Here is a 20,037-nt window from a genome sequence, read left to right on the forward strand (position 1 = left end):
GGTCAATGGTCAATGGTCAAGAGCATCAGTCATCAGTCAATAATTTTGCACTATGGACTATTGACTATGGACTAATGACTAATTACTTCGATTCCAAGGTATCCACGCGGAAACGCTCAACGGAAGCGATTAAGTCACGGGACACACCTACTAAGTTTTGAAGTGCGCCAGAAACTCGCTGTGCTTCTTGGGAGGTTTCTTGGGCTGTGAGTTCTACTGATTGCATAACTTGAGCGACAGCACGGGAGGTCTCTGTCTGTTCTACGGTATCGCTGGTAATTGAACGCACAAGAATATCAATGCGATTCGCCACTTGAATAATATTTTCCAGCGATCGCTTGGCTTCTTCGGCAAGTTTTGTTCCTTTAATTACCTGTTGTGTGCCTTCTTCCATTGCGGTCATCACTGAGCCGGTTTCACTTTGGATTTGCATCACAATCTGTTCAATTTCCTTCAAGGATTTGGCAGATTTGTCGGCTAACTGGCGCACTTCATCCGCAACAATCGCAAACCCTCTTCCCGCTTCGCCCGCCCGCGCCGCCTCAATACTGGCGTTGAGTGCGAGTAAGTTGGTACGAGAAGCAATTTGGGAAATTAACGCCACAATCTTAGAAATTTCTTGGGAAGATTCTGCCAACCGTTTCACTTTGCGGGTGGTTTCCGCCACAGTTTCCCGAATTTCTAAAATCCCAGCTACGGTGTTTTCTACGGCTTCCCCACCTTTGAGCGCAATGCTACTAGCATCACGGGCAACAGTTTCAGCTTCCCGCGCGGCTTCTGCTACCCGTTGAATGGAGTCAGTCATCACTTGCACAGAATTTAAGGTGACAGCTAACTCTTCGGCTTGGCGTAAAGCATCACTTGATAAGGCTCTGGCAAAGGTTTCAGAATTGGTCGCACCTTTGGTTACTTCCCGCGCTGCTACTTTTACCTGTTGGACAATATCCCGCAAGTTTTGAATTGTCAGGTTAAAGGCATCAGCAACGGCTCCCAATACGTCGGCTGTCACCTCAGCTTGCACTGTCAAATCACCTCTGGCGGCCCCTTCTACGTCGTCCAACAAGCGAATTACTTGCCGTTGTAGATTTTCCTTGGCTTCTTCTTGTTCATCGGCTTTGCGTTGAGCTTCATTGGTAGTTGTAAAAATTACCCGCGCCATTTCGTTAAAGCCGGTGGATAACAGCCCTAATTCATCCTCGGAATAGACTGTAGCTTGGACATTGAGATTGCCTTGGCGGACAGCATCAAACTGATTTTGCAAATCCTTAGTTGTGCGGCGAATTTGCTTGAGAGTGAGATTGCCCATAAAAGCAGCAGTGGCAAATCCCGAAATCCCAGCGGCGAGAGACATAGCCCAGCCAGTGTTGCGGATGGATTCTCGCTGTTGCGGTGGCGAAAAGGAAGTCGCGCCAAAGCTCACAATAGCAACAACCATTGCCGAGAAAATACCAACAGTCCCAGCTACCAAAAAAGGCTTCATATCTAAAGAAGCATTTTCCAATGGTGCTAACCAGCCTTGCTCAACACTGGCAACAGGCTCTAGTTTTGAGACATCAGTTTGGGTAAATATCGGTACGGCTTCTTGAGAACCAGTAATGGTGAATAGTTCTTCATCGCGATCGCTACTACCATTAGCAATATTATTAACGGGCGTTTCAGTAAATTTACTGCGGGGACTACTATGAGCTTCTAGCGGCCCAGATAGTGCCACATCGCCAAAGCTCACATCTGAGTCTGCTAAGTCAAATCCAGGAATATTACCGAGGTCGTCAAATTCATCAAAATCATCTAAAAATTCGATATTACTTTTAGAATTTTCACCACTGAGCAGACCGTTTGTATCTTCATCAGTTTTGAATTCATCTGAGCCAAAAGCAGACTCAAACGCTTCAAAATCAAAATTATCATCACCATCAAAAGAGTTGGTGTCTAAAGTTGTGCCAGCTTTTAAAGGAGAGTTTTGCAAAGAAAAATCATCATTAACAGATGAGTTGGTAGTTTCAGAATTATCAGGAAATTCTATTTTTTCTAACCAATTACTTGGTTTAGCCGCGAATACATTATCTTGATTAGTTTTTGCGTCCACATTCAGAATATCTTCTGGTGATTTGGGTAAAGTTTCATCCAGAATACCCATTTTTAAATCAAAACTTGCTATGTTTGGCTCTGCATACTGTTCTGTTAATAAAGGTTCAGATGAAGTATCTAAAATATTACTCGTTAATAAATCAACTGGTGCAAAAGGAGAATCAACACTATTGCTATCAAAGGGTGAACTTGCTTGACTCGAAGTTATCCCACTATCAAAGGGGCTATTTGTGATTCCTGAATCATCTAAATTGATTCCTGAAATATCTTCTTGCCAAAAAGCTGGTAAATCTAGGGCGATTTCTTCCTCTGGATTGCTATGCAGATCAGCACTATTTTCATCTTGATTCACGGCAAAAGGATCAGCCATTAAAGATGGAGATTCTTCAACCGTTTTGTTCATAACAATGCTGTCTGTGGGAACATCAAATGGGTTTAAAGATGACTGAGATTCTTCATAACTGCTTAAATCAAAGCTTTGGCTATCTAAGTTAGCAAAAGCTCCTAAATCTTGTAAGTCTGCTGTATCAAGTTCTGAAGAATCAGCGATACTGGCAAAATTGATTGACTGATCAATTTCCAGGGGTATAGCTTCTTCTAGAGGCTGTAAATATTGATGGATATTCTCTAGACCATTTTTGGCAAAACTGATAATTTCTGGTTCATCAGTCAACTGCAATACTTGTTGATATTCTGTTTTGGCAATATCGTACTGTTGCAAAACGTAGTAGACGTGACCCCTTAACAAATGGCAGTTGGGGTCATCTGGTACATTTTCTACTACCTGATCGACTAAGGTAGCAGCGAATTCATAGTCTTGTTCTGCGTAGGCTGTACAAGCCTGCTGATATGTTTCGAGATAATCATCTATTGTTGCTGCCATTTGCTCCCTCCCAATATCATCCTGCCCACCTTGCACTCCGCACAATCGCCGTTTGATCAAGCAATCTTAGACACTGGTTGTTTTTAGCACCTAATAACCACTCACCACGCAAAAAGGGAGCCATCGTATCTGGTAGATTTGTTGGTGGCATCAGATGTTGTACATCTAGCCAATCCATACCGCCGACTTCTTCCACTGCTAAACCGACTATTGTTTCCTGCTCCTCGATCGCAATTACGGGAATTTCTGCTCTATCCGTATTTAGCGCCGTTCCTTCGCCAAGAAATTGACCTAAATCAGCTACCCAAATTACTCGACCTCGTAAATTTAGAGTACCCAAAAGTAAAGGAGAAGCATTAGGAATCGGGGTAATTCTATCAGGACTTAATTCCAAGACTTCTCGGATACCAGTAGCTGGTAGGGCAAACTCCTGATGCGAGGGAATATAAAAACGTAAATGTAACTCACCTTCAGGACTTTCTACTTGTAATTCAGGCCGAAAGTGGTCTTGGCCACTGCCACTCAAAAAGTCCGGTTTGCTGACCATGTTATTTTCATCCTTATCCTCGCAGGAGTTGTTTGACTGTTCCTACCAACTCCGTCGGCTGAAACGGTTTGGCTATATAAGCATCCGCACCCTGTTTCATTCCCCAGTAGCGGTCAAATTCTTCACCTTTAGAAGAACACATAACTACTGGGACATTTTGGGTTTTTGGGTCAGATTTTAACCGACGGCAAACTTCGTAGCCGTTCATTCGTGGCATGACAATATCCAATACCACCAAGTCTGGAGGAGCGCTTTGAATGGCCTCCAACGCTTCTACTCCGTCACTGGCGTATGTGACTGTTAAACCAGTGGCTTTCAGGAGGTCAATAATCATCTCCCTTTGTGCGAGACTGTCTTCCACAATCAGAACTGTACTCATAAATGCCTATCTACCTCCTGATGTAGACGTTCCCATTTGGAACATTCCCTGACTCCCCGTTAAAATTACTTGTATAAATTTATGCTATTATTTCACTAATTGACTAGATAATAATTGGGCATGGGGTTAGTTGATTCTGTGATAACATTTTTTACCCGATCTTTTATGGAATCAACAAGTCTTCTATTTCTTTGGTGTTCCCATAAAAGACTTGTAATTAACATATTTCTCCACAAGCATGAGTAATTCGGAATCATCAAATGGTTTGGTTAAATAATCTGTTGCCCCAACCATCCTGGCTCTGACTCGATCAATAAAGCCATCTTTACCAGTCAGCATAATAATCGGCACTAACCGAAATGCGGTGGAATGGCGCAGCATATTGCAAATCTCATAACCATCTAGTTCCGGCATGGCAATGTCGCACAAAATTAAATCAGGTCGTAGTTGAAATAGCAAACCAAGAGCTTCTAAGGGTTGAGTCAGCGCGATCGCTTCATAACCATGTAACTTTAAAATCGACTCAACAGCCTCACAAATCGTGGTTGTATCATCAATACAAACTATCCGTGGGCGATGGTTTTCTTCTCCTCCCAACTCTGGTATGAATGTTTTGGAATTAGTTGTCGCTGAATCTACTATTTGCAACCAACCTTGTAGTACATAAGGATATATTGCCTTAGCAACTGTCAATAAATCTCGATTTAGATAACGCGACAGTTGTCGTAGGGATGTTTTGCCATCAGCCCAATGCTGTAGCTTATTTACTGTTGCCTCTGGTAATGAGGAGCGTAGTTCTGTTGTGTCAGCTAAGACGGGTAATTGTTCGGGAGACTGAATTTGCGGATATAGGCGCTTCCATTCTTGGACTTGTTGAGTGATTCTGGCAACTAGAGGCGCAATTTCTAAACTAGTTAATTGTGGTGCCAGGGCTGCTCCTTGACGAAACGTGAAACTACCTTGGTGTAAACTCAATAAATCAAATAATGTTTCTTGCACTAAGCGTTGAATAATACTATGGGCTATCTTGGGACTGATGATACTTCGCTCTAGAAGTGTCCACAAATAGCCATACTCTGGGACATTTTGGGTGGCTAGTGAAGTATGTTGCTTTTGCTCAAGTCCGGTATCGATGCGATAATGGCGCAAATAATCGTCAATCCGCGATAAATTACTTTCACCAGCTTGGCAATAGATAATTTGGCCATTGAGAAAAAAGACAAACCAAGATTTTTTTCTGCTATTTTTACTATGGCGATGTCTGAGAGTCTCATCTTGGCTGAGATTATCTTGCTTGTGAAAACCAGCTTCTACTAAAAGTTGTCCAGTTCTCTGCCCTAAAGCAATCAATTGCAAAATACTGCGAATATCAATTTCATTTAAATTTCCCTGCATTTAGCGCAACGCGACTCCTTGTTATATTCTTGACTTAAGTTTGCCCAGTAATTTTCTCCATATTTCTCATAAGTAAAGTAAATTATTACCTCCACGTCTTCGCCATCTTATTTCTCCAACAAATAATGTCTATCAGGAGATACATTTAGCTATAAACCGTAAATTTTCGTAATACAGCTTGATAAAGTTAGTGATAACACGGAAGTCATCATCACTATCACCAGTACAGAATATAAAGGCGCGACTCAATCGCTTCTATAAATATTTCGGCGTGAAATTTTACGCCTATAGATAGTTCTGTCTGGATTTTTTTCCTACACCACGGTGAAATTAAGACGAACTCATAGAATTATCTCAGATATATTTCAAAACACGGACATTAAGTACGCAAAAGGACGAACGGTGTGCTGTATTTAGCAGAAGTACAAAAGCAGAAGGGCGGCTTACTTAGTGGTGGTTCTAAAACCGAACTGAAACTGCTCGCTTGTCAGCGAACCGACCAGAATTGGAGTACTGTGTCGGAAGAGGTAATCACTGCTGAAGAAGCAAGCAAATTAAATGACGGTGCATTAGTGCTAGTAGAACTGAATCCAAATCGTCAAGTGCAGCGGATTCAAGAAGCAGGACGGCCATTAGTCAACATATTGCAAAATTTTTCTCGCCAGCTAGAAAAATTTAAACTGAAGGAAGATGAGATTGATCAATGGAAGCAGTCGCTGACATTTCAGGCGCAAGAAATGAATCGCCGGGAAATGGAAATGGAAGCACGCTTAGAACAGCTGCAACAAATGGAAGATGATTGTCAACGTCTGGATGAGCAAAAACAAGAAGTTGACTCATCCCGCGAGGAAATTGAAAAGTTGCAAGCGGAAATTGAGCGTAACCGCCAAGAATTAGAAGGTGCTTGGGAGCATTTACGTGGTGAACAGCGGCGTTTAGAAGAGCGACAAGCAGAGGTACAACAAGGTAATGTTTTAGATGAAGAGCAAAGTCGGGTTATGAGCGAGTTATTAAATCGCTTATCTAGCCGTGTTGCTCCAACGGAAACAGTCAGAGAACATTTGCATTTAGCTTTTGAATTAATCGAACAGCAGCAAGCAATTTTAAATCCGCACTGGGAAAAGTTAGAGCAGCAAAAAACTTTAGCAACGCAACAACAAGAAGAAGTTGAGCGTCTTGCACAAAGTTTAGGTGATCGCCAAAATGAATGGCAACAAGCACATAATTTTATAGAGCAGCAAACTACTCAATTAAAAATTAATCAGGCAACTATTACTAGTAAGCAAGAATCTGCTCGACTAGTTAAAGAACAGTTGCAATATCAAGACGATTTATATCAAAAAATTAATTATTTATCTGCTAGTGCTGGTGATATTTCTGGACAGAAAGTTGATTTAGAAGCATTAGAAAAAATGCCTTTAGATGAACTCCAAAAGATAGTTCAAGACCTTATTAAAAAATTAGAAATAGACTCTAGTTTTGTCCAAGAACAAGAACAAGAACTGCAATATAAGCAAGCAGATATAGAAGAATTACAAAAAAAACTTAGTCAAGCTTCTGACCAAGATCATATCAATTTGGAAATGGAACTGGCGGATGAAAAAGACCATTATCAAATGCTCAACAAAACTTTAGAAGGTCAACGCCGTAGTTTGTTGCAGCGTGATAAGGCTCTGAAGCAGCACCAAAATATATTGCTCCGAAGACAAGGACAACCTGTTCCCAATACCGAAGAAGAAAATACAGTTGATTTTTCTCCGATTTTGCTACAAATTGATAGTCAGCGGCAACAACAATCTCAGGAACTACAAAAACTTGAACAAGACATTGAACAGATGCGGTCTGCGATTGATTTAGACCAAGGAATGATTGATAACCAAGCGCATGATTTGGAAAATAAGCAACAAGAAATCAAAACTCTAGAAGCAAATTTACAGTCTTTGCGAACAGCAACTGCTGAATGTTGGGTGCGCGTCAATTTATATCAAGAAGCCTTACAACCAATTCAAGATTCTTTGGAAAGTTTGCGACAAAAATTACAAGGAATTAATGATTCTCTAGCGCAAGTGCAAGAAGTGGGTGATTATCAACTACAAACTATTAGCGAGATGCGTCAGACTCTGCAAAATTTGATATCTCAGCCAGAGTTAATAGCGTCTTAGAAGTATGAAGTGTGAAAAATATTTTAGACTTTATAATGACTTTTCCTTAATCATAATCCAGTTATCTTGAACTTGAGCGATCGCACCACCAGGAAAGGGATCAGTTTGTGAACGGTTCGGGGCGATAATTAAGGCGGTTAATTTTTCAATATGTTCAAAATTAGGTGCGTCAGGCAAAATTTCTATTAATATCTGTCGCATCACACGGCGTTGTAAAGCTAATGACGCTGGTTGTAATACCTGACGATTTAATTTTAGATCATCCCCACTTCCTATCATCGCTTTTTCCCGTAACTGCTGGGCTGCTTGTTCCAAATACTCGACATCTGCTTGTAAGAGTTCTGCTGTTTGGGCTAAAGCTGATTCTACTTTGGGGTTAAAGTTTATTTGTAAATAGGGAATTAATTCTTGGCGGATGCGGTTGCGGGCATACTTAACATTTTGATTGGTAGAATCTTCCCAAATAGGTAATTGAAAATCATGGCAAAATTGCCCTGTTTCTTGACGGGTAATTTCTAACAGTGGACGTATTAAAATAACTTTTTCCGACAACGGACGTTGCCAAGTTAAAGCTTGTAAACCATCAGCACCAGTACCACGCATTAAATTGTAGAGCAGAGTTTCAGCGCGATCGCTGGCTGTGTGTCCAGTAACTATATATTGATAATTGTATTGTTGGGCGATCGCATTTAAAGCTTGATACCGCCAATTCCGCGCCGCAGCTTCACTATTTATGGGTTCTTTAGCAGTTTCTAAATAAAAATTTATACCCCAATTTTTAGCCAAATTTTCTACATAATGAGCATTATCCTGGGAATCATCACGCCAGCAATGATCGCAATGAGCAATAGCTAAATACCATGACCATTTTGATTGTAAATCTAATAGTAATTTAATTAAGCATAGAGAATCTTGTCCACCAGAAACAGCCACTAATAGGCGTTCATGATGCTGAAATAAATGACGCGATTTAATAGTGCGATGAATTTTGGCGTGTAGGGGAGTCCATACCATTGTAAAGGGAACAGGTACTGTGTATGCTGAGGTGTTACACCGCACCAAAGCCTACCACCTATAGATGCGGTTTTAAAACATAGAAAATATTCACAAAATATCAAATATAATTTAACCCCTCTCCACTTCTAAAGAGGGGCTAAGGCTATTAAAAAAACCAACCGTAAGAATGTAAACCTTTTCCTAAAAGATTTACACCGAGATAACAAATCCAGACGACGACAAAGCCACTTGCAGCTAAAATTGCGGGGCGACGACCTTGCCAACCGCGAGTAATTCTAGCGTGGAGGTAAGCTGCAAAAACTAACCAAGTAATTAATGCCCAGGTTTCTTTAGGATCCCAACTCCAGTAAGAACCCCAAGCTTCGTTTGCCCAAACACCACCAGCAATAATCCCAATTGTCAGCAGGGGAAATCCTAACCCAATGATGCGATAGCTAATATTGTCTAGGGTATCGGCCAGACTGAGACGTTGGGGTGAAAGAGCTTTTGCGGTTTCTATGGTTCCTGATGGGGTTGCTGTTACCAAGTTCAAAACGGCGGTGTTGCCGTTATTAGTATTGTTTTCAAAACGAAGAGCAGAACCGTTATTTTCACCGACAGGTGTTGCTGATTGAGTTACTAGTTCACCTGCTTTGTGTAAGCGATAACCATTGGTGCGGTAGCCACCAGTACCAACCGAACTGCCTTGTAGTTCGATATTTTGGCCGCGTGTCACCACCAGAAAAGCGATCGCTAATATTGAACCTACCATTAAAGCAGAGTAGCTCAACATCATCACGCTGACGTGCATCATCAACCAGTTAGACTTTAATGCTGGTACTAATGGTTCTGCGGCTTGCATTGTAGATGGTAAGGTTAGGGCAGCAAAGGCAGTGATTCCCATTGCAACAGGTGTAGTAAAAACTCCTACCAAGCGGCTACGAGTCCCATTTTCCGCAATTAAATGGACTGCTGTAATCCCCCAAGTCAAAAAGAACAGCGACTCGTACAAGTTACTCAAGGGAAAATAACCTGCCTCTATCCATCTTGCGCCTAAAAGGGTAGCGATGCACAAATTAGCGATCGCCATTCCGGCCGTTCCCAAAGCAGCCAGTGCTGGCAGATTTGGAAAAGCTGCTCCTCCCCAGTAAACCAGCATGGTGAGAAATAACACAGCAAATGCGGCGTTGTCTAGCCAGTTCTGGAGTACAACCAGATTCATACAGTATTCTCCACCGTTATTGTTTAAAGTTGCGATTCTAACTCTCTTGATCCTAACTTGAGTTTAATTAGAGACTCAGGGTAGATATAATAAATTAATGTGTGTGGTACTGCTAAACTGGTGTGACTAATACCACGGACAAGATTTACTTTGAACTACTAATGCTGGGACTAGACACAGGATTAGGTAAAATCGCTGAATTATGAGATTTTTTCAAAGAGAGAAATACATCGTAGCGAGTACTACGACTGTCACTCACAGATGTTGTTACGCCAATAGAACGGGTTGCTTCTAAAAAAGTTTTTTGTTTGGGAAATAAAGTATTGAGGGTAAAGTTATTTACCATCCGTTCTACATCCAGGAAAAATGCCCCATTTGTCGGATTGAGTTCTGTCGGCACAGTATGTTGATAAGCAAGATTACTAGCTAGTGTGCTGTTGGGTTTAGGCACAATTTTCTCGGTGACAGGAGCGCCCAATACTAAAAAAGCGACATCTTTATCTAACCAACCGTGGCTGGCTGTTAAAGTACCAAAAGGCCCAATCCAGTTAACAACAGGTTGATTTGCGACTGTCCCTGGTTGAATTTGGAATTGATATTGATTTTTAATTACGTCATCCAATTTTTGTAGAGATGCTTCAGCTAATTTGCGATCGCTGGCTTTGATCATAAATACCAATCCGGCTCTAAAATCTCCTGGGGTGCCGTTTTTTGATGTATTAGGAATCAGTGAAACAGCAAACTCGCCTTTCATCCAACTGAGTAAATCTCGTTCCAAATCAAGATTAGTTAGCGATTTTACGCCACTACGCAATTGTTCTGGAGATACAGGCGAGAGGGGATTTCCTTGAGATGTGAGGATGTAATCTCCCCACAATCTTTGTAAGTTACTACCCGATAACATCATTAAGGTTTCTGCTGGCATTCGTTGCTGCATACTACCTGCTGTGTTGTCGATTGAGAGTAGGCGCTGACTTTGAGGATTCAGCCAGGAAACACCCTTCAAACGTACTCCTTCTGCCTCTAAAGTAATAGTCCCTGCCAAACCTTGGTTATTTTGCAGTTGCGCCAAAACTTGAGCAGGTAATCGACGATTAGGAGCCGTCGTCGCAATTTTCGCGGCTGTTGGGACGTTGATATAAAACTGAGCAAAAGAGTGAGACTCAGAAATTTTGGGGAAATTCTCGGCGAAACTCCCGACTGTTGCTAAGGATGTTTTATTTTTGTAGGCATCAATTGCCCGTTCTGTAGCTTTAGGATTATCAGTAATAACCAGAAAGCGTTGATCTAATAATGTGGCGGAAAGGTTTGTGCCAAATTGCCCTTCGCTTTGTTTAATGGGAATTCCCTGATAGGTGCGGTCAATCCATTTACCTGTTTTCAGCGCTTTGGGCTGTGCCAATATTTTTTGGCCTAACTCTGGGTTTTTGACAGGCAAAACCATCACTAATGACTGCTGACTGTTAGCAACCCCATCGGTAGCTACAGGCTTAGGAGCAGGCTGACTAGTTTCGGGAGCCAAAATAGCGAAGGTAACTTCTTCATCTACCCAAGGTTGGATATCTTGCTCAAAGTTAAAACCATTATTGGTCAGAAAGCGATCGCGTAACTGAATTAAATTTTTATTCAGTTCTGCTTGCGATTCTTTTGTGCCAAAATCCTGTAATTTCTGCCATTGTTTGGGATCTGTAGTGAGAGAAGCAGCAAACAGAGCATCGCCAGGAATAATATTTGCACCTACTAATAAATTTCCCGAATATAAATGACCCTGGCTGAACAGCCGATAAGCGACTCCGCCACCAATAATTAATAAACCAGTAGCCGAGAGCGTCAGTGCCAGAGACGGTTTCTGTTTTTTCTTCATGGGAACAGACACAATAGGCAGCGCCATTGAAACCAATACCTCATAACTTGCGGACTTTTTACTTGTTTTATCAAGTAAACTTAAGCTTTTCCCATTCTTTTGGGCAGTTTTTCCACAATTTTCTCTACCCTGAACTTTTACTGATACTTCGGTAATTAACCTTAGCTATTTTGCTGTAAAAGGAGTATTTTTATTGTTAGTTTATCTTTTTAACATGCTTTGCTCGATTTCGCAGGCAACTTTCTCATAAAAGTTTTTTTATCGCTCAATCTTCGTGAGCTAAACCCTCTGGTAAATTTATCTTGTGATCCTAAAAATCAATGATCTAGGCGAAGGACTTAAGTCAGCGCAACCCTGACAATCATGCGCTATAAATCTTTAAGGTTACTCTGAACAGACAATTTTTTTACATAAGTTTTAAACTTGATTCTCAGCATTATGAGGATATAACTAACTGCAAAAAGCTGCAAGCCAGCAGTAATTTGTAATTTTTACTACTTACACAACTTAGTTATTATGTATTGAATGTTTAAAAATATAGGGTTAATACCCAACTGAAAAAATTATAGAAAATATAACTTAGTGATGACTATTTTTACTAAAATTACCAAATCATAAATTTTGGCAATTTATCGATATTTTTGCGCTGAAATCACAATTATATGGGCTAGATAGCAGTAAATGAACTATCGAGCCAGAATTTAATTTTTAGATAAATTTAATTTTTTACCTATCTCAGGTATATTCGATTACCTAATTTAGTGCGAGGATTTAATGACCGTCGCTGAGGTCAATGCCTGGAAGCAATTGAATGGATAATCAGCACTTGGCGATATTTTGGCGATCGCTTCTTGATTTTACACTTTGCCATTAGTAGCATTTAGCTGCATCGGCCCCAAATACTTGGTTAAGTAAGGTGAGAAAACCTCATAAATCAAAGTTAGCGGTTGCCCATGATGCCAAAACAAGTAGTGACGACCCCAAAACGGCCCTTCCACATCAAAGCCAGACTCTAACGCTGCTGAGTCCCCGTAGTAAATACCTCGCACATCTCGATACAATTCTGTGCGGAGACGCGCTAAACTTGCCCAAATTGGCAATGAACGGTTTTGCAAATACTCATCTACATGGCTGGCTTCCCACCAGGATGTAGCATAAGCTAACCTCTGACCAGAAGCAGTCCGCAACCACACCTGTCGTCGCAATCTTGGCCCTGGTACAGCTTGAATTAAGTCAGGTGCATCATCTAAATCCATACCAATTAAAGACATATCAATGACATCTACTTCTGTTGGCTCACCTGTCAGCAATTCTAAATGCCTAGTCGGAGAACCATCGCCTAACAGGAGCAATTGCCAAGTAGGTGCTAACTGCGTGTGAGGCAAACTTTTTTGAATAATTTCCTCGCCCCCTTGCCAAATCGGAGTCAGGCGATGCCATGCTGCTGGCTTTGTTGAGTTGTTTGTCAGAGTAAAAATAGCAGTCAATTTTATTTACAAAAGTTCATCTATCTCTATAAAAGCACAAAAAAAGTCAATAGTTCAAAGCTCGTAGTCAGTAGCTAGGCATTGCTTAACTATTGACTATTGACTTATGACCATTGACTAAATAATGCGGATGGCGAGACTCGAACTCGCAAGGCAAAGCCACACGCACCTCAAGCGTGCGCGTATACCAATTCCGCCACATCCGCGAGAGTTCACTGAAGAACTAATATAGCACAACAAAGTGATTATAGTAAGGTAATATCTTATTTTGCAAAATTTACCAAAAATTTAAGTGAACATATTCACAAATTTCCCGAAGGCGGATATCAGACTAACAGAAATGTAATAGCGCCACAAGTGATATTAAAAGGGGTATAGCTACTTTTAACCACAGCCTCGTTGAGGACACTGGCACAGATAAGCAGATGTGATGCTGTTAGTCTGGTTAAGACCTGTAGAGGCTCCTTGGCAATCCTTTCCCTTTGTAAAACTCCGAAGGGTGTATATACACTGCTCAGGATGATGTTGAGAAAGCTCTGATCGTCATTTGCAACCAAGTAAAAGCTCTGTTGCAAACCAGATAAGAGAAAATGTCGATCTACTGGTACTAATATCGAAGCTACAAAATGAAGTTTGACAAAATATTAATTGCTAATCGGGGAGAAATCGCGCTTCGCATTCTCCGCGCCTGTGAAGAAATGGGAATTGCGACTGTTGCGGTTCACTCCACTGTTGATCGTAACGCTCTCCATGTTCAACTTGCTGATGAAGCAGTTTGTATTGGTGAGCCTGCCAGCGGTAAAAGTTATTTAAATATTCCCAATATAATTGCTGCCGCTTTGACGCGTAATGCCACTGCTATTCATCCAGGTTATGGCTTTTTGGCAGAGAACGCCAAATTTGCGGAAATCTGTGCTGATCATCATATTGCTTTTATTGGCCCGACTCCGGAAGCTATTCGGTTAATGGGCGATAAATCCACAGCCAAAGAAACCATGCAAAAAGCTGGAGTGCCAACAGTACCCGGTAGCGATGGTTTAGTAGAGTCTGAACAAGAAGGATTAGCACTGGCGAAAGAAATTGGTTATCCAGTGATGATCAAAGCTACTGCTGGTGGTGGTGGGCGTGGTATGCGTTTAGTACGCTCTGAAGATGAATTTGTCAAACTTTTCTTAGCTGCTCAAGGAGAAGCTGGTGCAGCCTTTGGTAATTCTGGCGTTTATATAGAAAAATTTATTGAACGTCCACGGCACATTGAATTTCAAATTTTGGCAGATAATTACGGCAATGTGATTCACTTAGGTGAACGGGATTGTTCAATTCAACGCCGCAACCAAAAACTGTTAGAAGAAGCCCCTAGTCCGGCTCTTGACCCTGACCTACGGGAAAAAATGGGACAAGCAGCGGTCAAAGCTGCCCAGTTTATCAACTTTACTGGGGCAGGTACTATTGAGTTTCTGTTAGATCGATTTGGGAAGTTCTACTTTATGGAAATGAACACCCGAATTCAAGTAGAGCATCCTGTAACAGAGATGATTACTGGGGTGGATTTAGTGGCTGAACAAATTCGGGTTGCTCAAGGAGAAAGACTGAAGCTGACTCAAGATCAAGTAGTATTGCGTGGTCATGCTATAGAATGCCGCATCAATGCTGAAGACCCAGATCATGATTTCCGTCCCGCCCCAGGACGCATCAGCGGTTATCTTCCCCCCGGTGGCCCTGGTGTGCGGATCGATTCTCATGTTTACACCGATTACCAGATTCCTCCCTACTACGATTCTTTAATTGGCAAGCTCATCGTTTGGGGGCCAGATCGGGCAACTGCGATTAACCGGATGAAACGCGCTCTTCGGGAGTGTGCCATTACTGGATTGCCGACAACTATTGGGTTCCATCAACGAATTATGGAAAACCCACAGTTTTTACAAGGTAACGTTTACACCAATTTTGTCCAAGAAATGAATATTTAGGGGATTGGAAAGTAGAAAGGTAAAGGGAAGGCGTAACAGGCTGAGAAATATTTAATTTTCAGCTTAAAAGCTGTCCCTTTCCTGATCCCGTACTCAGGTTGGTTTAGATTAAAGGGCGAGTGATTGCCGTTGTCCATACAGAACGTGAGGATTGCACTCGTATTATTTCTGCAAGAAAAGCGACGAAATATGAACAACGAACCTACTTCGAGCAAATCTCAAACTGATTGGCAACGATTAGACGCAATGAGTGATGAGGATATTGATTTGTCAGACTGTCCAGAAATTACACCAGAAATGTTTGCTAAGGCAGTAGTGCGACGAGGTTTACCTGCTACAAAAGCCAAGGCTCAAGTTACACTCCGCATTGACAGCGATGTATTGGAGTGGTTTAAGTCTCAAGGGCGAGGCTATCAGACACAGATCAATCAATTGCTACGAGCGTATATGGAGGCACATCAATCACAGACAGGTTGAGATTGCCTATGAGAACAATGATTGAAGCGGCATAATGGGGAGGTTATCGCTAATTCCGTAGTCACGGATGTAAATAGGCTACACTTGGCTTTGTTGCGATCGCCCTTCTTAATATGAGTGATAATTAGGCGATCGCATCCTCCCCTATCCCCTAACTGACACGAGACATCATAGTAAGTAGTCCTTGCTGTCCTAGCAGGATTTCTCGCAACAAGCTGAAAATTCCTACCCAAATAATTGGGGTAATATCCACCCCGCCGATGGGTGGTACTAGCTTACGTAAAGGCAGCAAAAATGGCTCCGTAGGCCAAGCTATAAGATTAAAAGGCAATTGATTTAAATTCACTTGTGGAAACCAAGTGAGAATAATGCGGAAAATAAATAAGAAGGTCATCAGTCCCAACAGCGGGCCAAGAATCCAAACGGTCAAGTTAATGCCAGTCATCGGTTTGAGCTACTATTTTTGAACAAAGAAAATTCTGAGAAGCAAGTAAGGAAGTTTTAAGCTTTGTCAAGCAATCTATATATATTTTATTGCAAATGCCAGTCAACCAAATTTTAGATTTTAAATTTTGGATTGTAGATTAATGGCACGTAAGTCTTGAAAAATACTAGTTTCGTGTCTCTAGCTTCTAAGCTCTAGTTTTACCACTCATAGCAAGAGGCTTCTCAAGGAAGTACTACACTATTAGAATTATGATGAAGTGTGTAAAAAAAGGTTGAGAACAATGACACCATCTTTAGCAAATTTTCTTTGGAGTCTGGCTTGGGGTACTGCGATCGTTGTTATCCCTGCTACCGTTGGGCTAATTTTCATTAGCCAAAAAGATAAAATCCAACGTTCATAATCTTTTGGTGAGTCGAACTGACTCTAATACCAATTATCTGTCAGCTATTTATCCAATTGCATTAACAGCAGCAATCTTCCTTGTGAGGACAGGGTATACTTAGCTGACAGATATAAATCAATTTTTTGGCTGGCAATCAATAGCTTCCTACCTTCTGAGCCAGAAGCTTTGGAGCTTAATTATATTGTGATTAATTAAAGTAGTGATTTTAATTGTGACTCGCTAACATAGATTGTGATATTGGGATAAAGAACAATGCTAAATTTTGGGCTGAACTCAGCCAGTGTTCTGGCTCAGGTCAATGTAGGGACGAACTCAGCCAGTATTCTAGGAATTTTCCTGGCTGTGGCTGGGGCAGCGCTGTATTTTATGCGGACTGTACGCCCAGAACTTTCACGAGATCAAGATATCTTTTTTGCCGCTGTTGGTTTACTCTGCGGCTTTATTCTGATTTTCCAAGGATGGCGGTTAGACCCAATTCTGCAATTTGGTCAGTTGCTGTTGGTTGGAACAACGGTGTTTTTTGCGGTGGAAAGTATTCGCCTACGTAGCATCGCTACCCAGCAAGCCAAGCGTAACACTCCGATTGTGGATAGAGAACGGGAAGTCAGCGATAACTATTCATATAATAGGAAGTCGCGCAGAGACTATGAGGCTGAGGTAGAAGACGAGTACGAACCACTACCTTATGAAGAAGAAGAGCCTCCAGCACGTCCTAGAATTCGGGGTAGCAGAGATGAACGCTCATCTCGTGATGACTACAATGAGGAGCAACCACCCCGTCGCTCAAATCGTCGCCCCACTAATGAACGGACAGATACAACTGATAAAAATCGCCGCCGGACTTCTACTCGTTCTACCAGCCGTTCAACTGAGAGATATGACGATGAAGAAAGTTGGGGTTCTCCTTCCACAAAACAAGTAGATGATTGGGAAAGTCCCAGCGATGAAGGGAGAAAAACTGCTCGTCGTGGGAGTAACGGTACTCAGCGTCCCGAAAGCCGGGAAGATGATGTTCCAGCTAGACCAAGAAAACGTCGTCCACCTGCTGAGACAACCTCGCGCCGCGAAAGTGCAGATGATGATGTCATTTCCGCAGATTATGTCCCATACAAGCCGATTGACAGGTCTGATGATGAATCGGATAATTCAACTAATTTTGATGATGTATAAAACTGTTGGGATAGATGTAAGCTAGAGGCGATGTAAAAAATAACAGTTGAGGTGAATAAATTTACGCCTACTTTGTGGCTCCAAAGACCGATTCATTGGAGCCTGATTTTTGGCTTAATCAGCTTACTTGTATCTTGTGGTACTAGTGAGATTCCACTTGGGCCTACTTCTCTGAATAGTCGTTATACGGAAGAACAACCGACGTTAAGTGGCAACGGTCGGTTTTTAGCATTTGTCTCAAATCGTAATGGTAGTCACCAATTATTGGTGTATGACTTGCAACAACAAATATTTGTCAGAACGCCGGGTTTAAACCGTTCGGAGACAATCAGTGAAAGTCCTAGCTTGAGCTACACAGGGCGTTATATTGTTTATTTAACTAGCGACCAAGGTAGACCAGTGGTAGCTCTTTACGATCGCGCTACGCAACAATCACAAATTCTGACTCCTGTCTATCGTGGCTGGGTACGAAATCCTGGTATTAGCCCTGATGGACGTTACGTTGTTTTTGAAACAGCCAGTCGTGGTCAATGGGATATTGAAGTTTTAGACCGTGGCCCCAATGTTGAATTAGATATTCCCAATGGTGCAACGGTGGATGCGCCTAATTAAAGTGTGAAGTCTGAAATTTAATCCTTTAGCTATCGCCTTGCTGCCTTTTGACCATTGACCATTGACCATTGACTAATGACAAAGCGCAATATTTTTATACCTATATTTGCTTGCTGTAGTTTACTAACTGGTTGTTTTGGTTATCCCCGGTTGGTGAGTTATCCGTTTGATCCAGGGGGACGGAGTATTAATAGTTTGGCTTCGGAATTAAATCCGCAAACTTCTGGGAGATATATTGTGTTTACTAGCGATCGCCGGGGTAGTCAAGATGTTTATATGTTTGATACCTTGACGCGTAATTTAATTGATTTACCGGGTTTAAATGCTTTAGATACGATCGCCTCTCACCCAAGCGTGTCCCAAGATGGTCGTTATGTTGTGTTTGCGGCTAGTCGTCAGGGGCGATCGGCTATTTTTGTTTATGACCGAGAAACTCGCCAATCGCGCAATTTAACTAATAATTTGCAAGCGGAAGTTCGTAACCCCACTATTAGCGCTGATGGTAGTCGGATTGCGTTTGAATCAACTAATAACGGGCAGTGGGATATTTTAGTTTATGACCGTTTTGGGCGACCATTAGATATACCCCAAGACCCTAGATAAAGTATTAAGTCTGAAGTTTTAGCCTTTAGACCTCAGACTTTGTTTGTTGTATTGCTTCGATAAGCGATCGCACTTGTTCAGTGCCTTCAGATGCTTCAAAAGACAAGGGAAATTTACCTTTGGCGATCATTCTTAATCCCAGAGGTGCCAGACTGAGTAATCCTCTGAGATCACGGAAATAATTGCCAACTACTTGTAAACCAAATTGGCGTTCATCAATCCAACCCCCTTCTTTTACCAACTCGACTAAAACTTTACGATGACGAATGGAACGGGTATCAGCTTTTTGTTTGTGTGTGAGAATTTCTTGTTTAATTTTGGTGATTTGTTCTAGGGGTGCGACTTCCATTGGACAAACTGAATCGCAATATAAACAACGAGTACAACCCCACACTCCTTTAGTACCTTCGTTGTAATTTTCTAAGCGATTTTCTGTGGTGCTATCACGAGAATCTGCAACCATGCGATACGCTTTAGCTAAAGCATGAGGGCCAACAAAATCGGGATTAACTTCACGGGCATTGCATTCAGAATAACAAGCACCACACATGATACAGTTACCAGTTTGATCAAGGAGCGATCGCTCTTGGGGTGTTTGTAAAAATTCTCGTTCTGGGATTTGTCGTGCTGCTGTACTTATATATGGAGCAACTGCCTCCAAATTATCCCAAAAACTGCTCATATCTACTACTAAATCTTTAATCACAGGCATATTACCCAAAGGTGCAACCGTGATTTCTAAATGAGAATTTGCGGTATTTGTCAACGATTGTATTTGTTGTAATCTCGCAATTTCGCTGCCAACGTTTTCTTTGCAAGCTAAAGCTGAACGCCCATTGATTCGCATCGCACAGCTGCCACAAATGGTATTGCGACAATTTTTGCGAAATGCTAATGTGCCATCCTGCTCCCATTTAATTCGATTTAAACAGTCAAGGATTGTATTTGTGACTTTACCCATAACTTTGCCGCTACTGGAAGCATAACTTTGCCGTCAACAACGCTAGAAGGCTCATTCTTGCGTCAGCTAATTTTGGATGAAATTGACAGTTTGGAACCATAACTTTGCCGCTAGTACAAATTGGAAGTATAAGCTTGCCGTGAGTCCAAACAAGCATAGAAAGCAGGAAAGCAGAGGATTTTTGAGAATGGAGCAGAAGCGGTTAATGCTGGTATAGGATAGAAACTTTCGGCTATCCATCTTTTCTAAGTAACTACTGGAGTATTAGAAGATCCTCTTAACCAGTGAGAACATTGCGAACAATAACCTAAACTGTATTGCCAGTCTAACCAAAGTAGTTAGCGATCGCAGTGTCATCGCTGGCAAACTC

General features: G+C 41.7%; 18 protein-coding genes and 1 tRNA gene. 8 read left to right on the plus strand and 11 right to left on the minus strand.

What is annotated here, in order from left to right; translation table 11 throughout:
• Positions 1-82 precede the first annotated feature (82 nt).
• The 4 genes from AC504W_RS03575 to AC504W_RS03590 all read right to left on the minus strand — a co-directional run bounded on the left by AC504W_RS03575 (position 83) and on the right by AC504W_RS03590 (position 5,292).
• Complete coding sequence (locus AC504W_RS03575; RefSeq protein WP_494876297.1) at positions 83-2,971, minus strand: methyl-accepting chemotaxis protein; 2,889 nt, start codon at positions 2,969-2,971, stop codon at positions 83-85.
• A 16-nt stretch (positions 2,972-2,987) separates the two neighbouring features.
• Positions 2,988-3,518: a chemotaxis protein CheW gene (locus tag AC504W_RS03580; protein WP_015112465.1), complete on the minus strand. Its 531-nt coding sequence runs from the start codon at positions 3,516-3,518 to the stop codon at positions 2,988-2,990.
• A gap of 13 nt (positions 3,519-3,531) precedes the next feature.
• Complete coding sequence (locus AC504W_RS03585; RefSeq protein WP_015112466.1) at positions 3,532-3,897, minus strand: response regulator transcription factor; 366 nt, start codon at positions 3,895-3,897, stop codon at positions 3,532-3,534.
• 183 nt (positions 3,898-4,080) lie between these two features.
• Positions 4,081-5,292 (minus strand): response regulator, encoded by a 1,212-nt coding sequence (locus AC504W_RS03590; protein ID WP_494876299.1) that lies wholly within the window; start codon positions 5,290-5,292, stop codon positions 4,081-4,083.
• Between the two features lie 404 nt (positions 5,293-5,696).
• Between AC504W_RS03590 and hmpF the strand changes: the two genes are divergently transcribed.
• Complete coding sequence (gene hmpF / locus AC504W_RS03595) at positions 5,697-7,454, plus strand: pilus motility taxis protein HmpF (RefSeq protein WP_494876300.1); 1,758 nt, start codon at positions 5,697-5,699, stop codon at positions 7,452-7,454.
• Positions 7,455-7,484: 30 nt separating this feature from the next.
• On the opposite strand, the gene tilS is transcribed toward hmpF, so the two are convergent.
• The 5 genes from tilS to AC504W_RS03620 all read right to left on the minus strand — a co-directional run bounded on the left by tilS (position 7,485) and on the right by AC504W_RS03620 (position 13,229).
• Positions 7,485-8,468: a tRNA lysidine(34) synthetase TilS gene (gene tilS / locus AC504W_RS03600; protein ID WP_494878554.1), complete on the minus strand. Its 984-nt coding sequence runs from the start codon at positions 8,466-8,468 to the stop codon at positions 7,485-7,487.
• Between the two features lie 148 nt (positions 8,469-8,616).
• Positions 8,617-9,672 carry a c-type cytochrome biogenesis protein CcsB gene (gene ccsB, locus AC504W_RS03605; RefSeq protein ID WP_494876302.1) on the minus strand — a complete coding sequence of 352 codons (1,056 nt, stop codon included), beginning with the start codon at positions 9,670-9,672 and terminating at the stop codon, positions 8,617-8,619.
• A gap of 145 nt (positions 9,673-9,817) precedes the next feature.
• Positions 9,818-11,563, minus strand: a complete 1,746-nt coding sequence (locus tag AC504W_RS03610; RefSeq protein ID WP_494876303.1) for a DUF3352 domain-containing protein — start codon at positions 11,561-11,563, stop codon at positions 9,818-9,820.
• Positions 11,564-12,393: 830 nt separating this feature from the next.
• Positions 12,394-13,023, minus strand: a complete 630-nt coding sequence (locus AC504W_RS03615) for a chorismate lyase (protein ID WP_096583791.1) — start codon at positions 13,021-13,023, stop codon at positions 12,394-12,396.
• Between the two features lie 125 nt (positions 13,024-13,148).
• Positions 13,149-13,229 (minus strand) — tRNA-Leu (locus AC504W_RS03620).
• A gap of 420 nt (positions 13,230-13,649) precedes the next feature.
• Here AC504W_RS03620 and accC point away from each other — a divergent pair.
• The 3 genes from accC to AC504W_RS03635 all read left to right on the plus strand — a co-directional run bounded on the left by accC (position 13,650) and on the right by AC504W_RS03635 (position 15,470).
• Entirely contained in the window at positions 13,650-14,993 is a 1,344-nt protein-coding gene (gene accC, locus AC504W_RS03625) for an acetyl-CoA carboxylase biotin carboxylase subunit (protein ID WP_494876304.1), read from the plus strand.
• A gap of 119 nt (positions 14,994-15,112) precedes the next feature.
• A complete protein-coding gene (locus tag AC504W_RS03630) occupies positions 15,113-15,220 on the plus strand; it encodes a BrnT family toxin (RefSeq protein WP_494876305.1) in 108 nt (35 codons plus the stop codon).
• On the plus strand, positions 15,183-15,470 hold the full coding sequence (locus AC504W_RS03635) for a BrnA antitoxin family protein (RefSeq protein ID WP_494876306.1): 288 nt from the start codon (positions 15,183-15,185) through the stop codon (positions 15,468-15,470). Before AC504W_RS03630 ends, AC504W_RS03635 begins: the two co-directional genes overlap by 38 nt.
• A gap of 151 nt (positions 15,471-15,621) precedes the next feature.
• On the opposite strand, the gene AC504W_RS03640 is transcribed toward AC504W_RS03635, so the two are convergent.
• A complete protein-coding gene (locus AC504W_RS03640; RefSeq protein WP_096583781.1) occupies positions 15,622-15,915 on the minus strand; it encodes a YggT family protein in 294 nt (97 codons plus the stop codon).
• 283 nt (positions 15,916-16,198) lie between these two features.
• Here AC504W_RS03640 and psbX point away from each other — a divergent pair, with 283 nt between their 5' ends.
• The 4 genes from psbX to AC504W_RS03660 all read left to right on the plus strand — a co-directional run bounded on the left by psbX (position 16,199) and on the right by AC504W_RS03660 (position 18,706).
• Positions 16,199-16,318, plus strand: a complete 120-nt coding sequence (gene psbX, locus AC504W_RS03645; RefSeq protein WP_015112477.1) for a photosystem II reaction center X protein — start codon at positions 16,199-16,201, stop codon at positions 16,316-16,318.
• 255 nt (positions 16,319-16,573) lie between these two features.
• Complete coding sequence (locus AC504W_RS03650; protein WP_494876308.1) at positions 16,574-17,491, plus strand: Ycf66 family protein; 918 nt, start codon at positions 16,574-16,576, stop codon at positions 17,489-17,491.
• 51 nt (positions 17,492-17,542) lie between these two features.
• Complete coding sequence (locus AC504W_RS03655) at positions 17,543-18,103, plus strand: TolB family protein (protein WP_494876309.1); 561 nt, start codon at positions 17,543-17,545, stop codon at positions 18,101-18,103.
• A gap of 75 nt (positions 18,104-18,178) precedes the next feature.
• Positions 18,179-18,706, plus strand: a complete 528-nt coding sequence (locus AC504W_RS03660) for a TolB family protein (protein ID WP_494876310.1) — start codon at positions 18,179-18,181, stop codon at positions 18,704-18,706.
• A gap of 25 nt (positions 18,707-18,731) precedes the next feature.
• On the opposite strand, the gene AC504W_RS03665 is transcribed toward AC504W_RS03660, so the two are convergent.
• Entirely contained in the window at positions 18,732-19,667 is a 936-nt protein-coding gene (locus AC504W_RS03665; RefSeq protein ID WP_494879541.1) for a succinate dehydrogenase/fumarate reductase iron-sulfur subunit, read from the minus strand.
• Positions 19,668-20,037: the final 370 nt, after the last annotated feature.

Source organism: Nostoc sp. C96, from assembly GCF_059384975.1.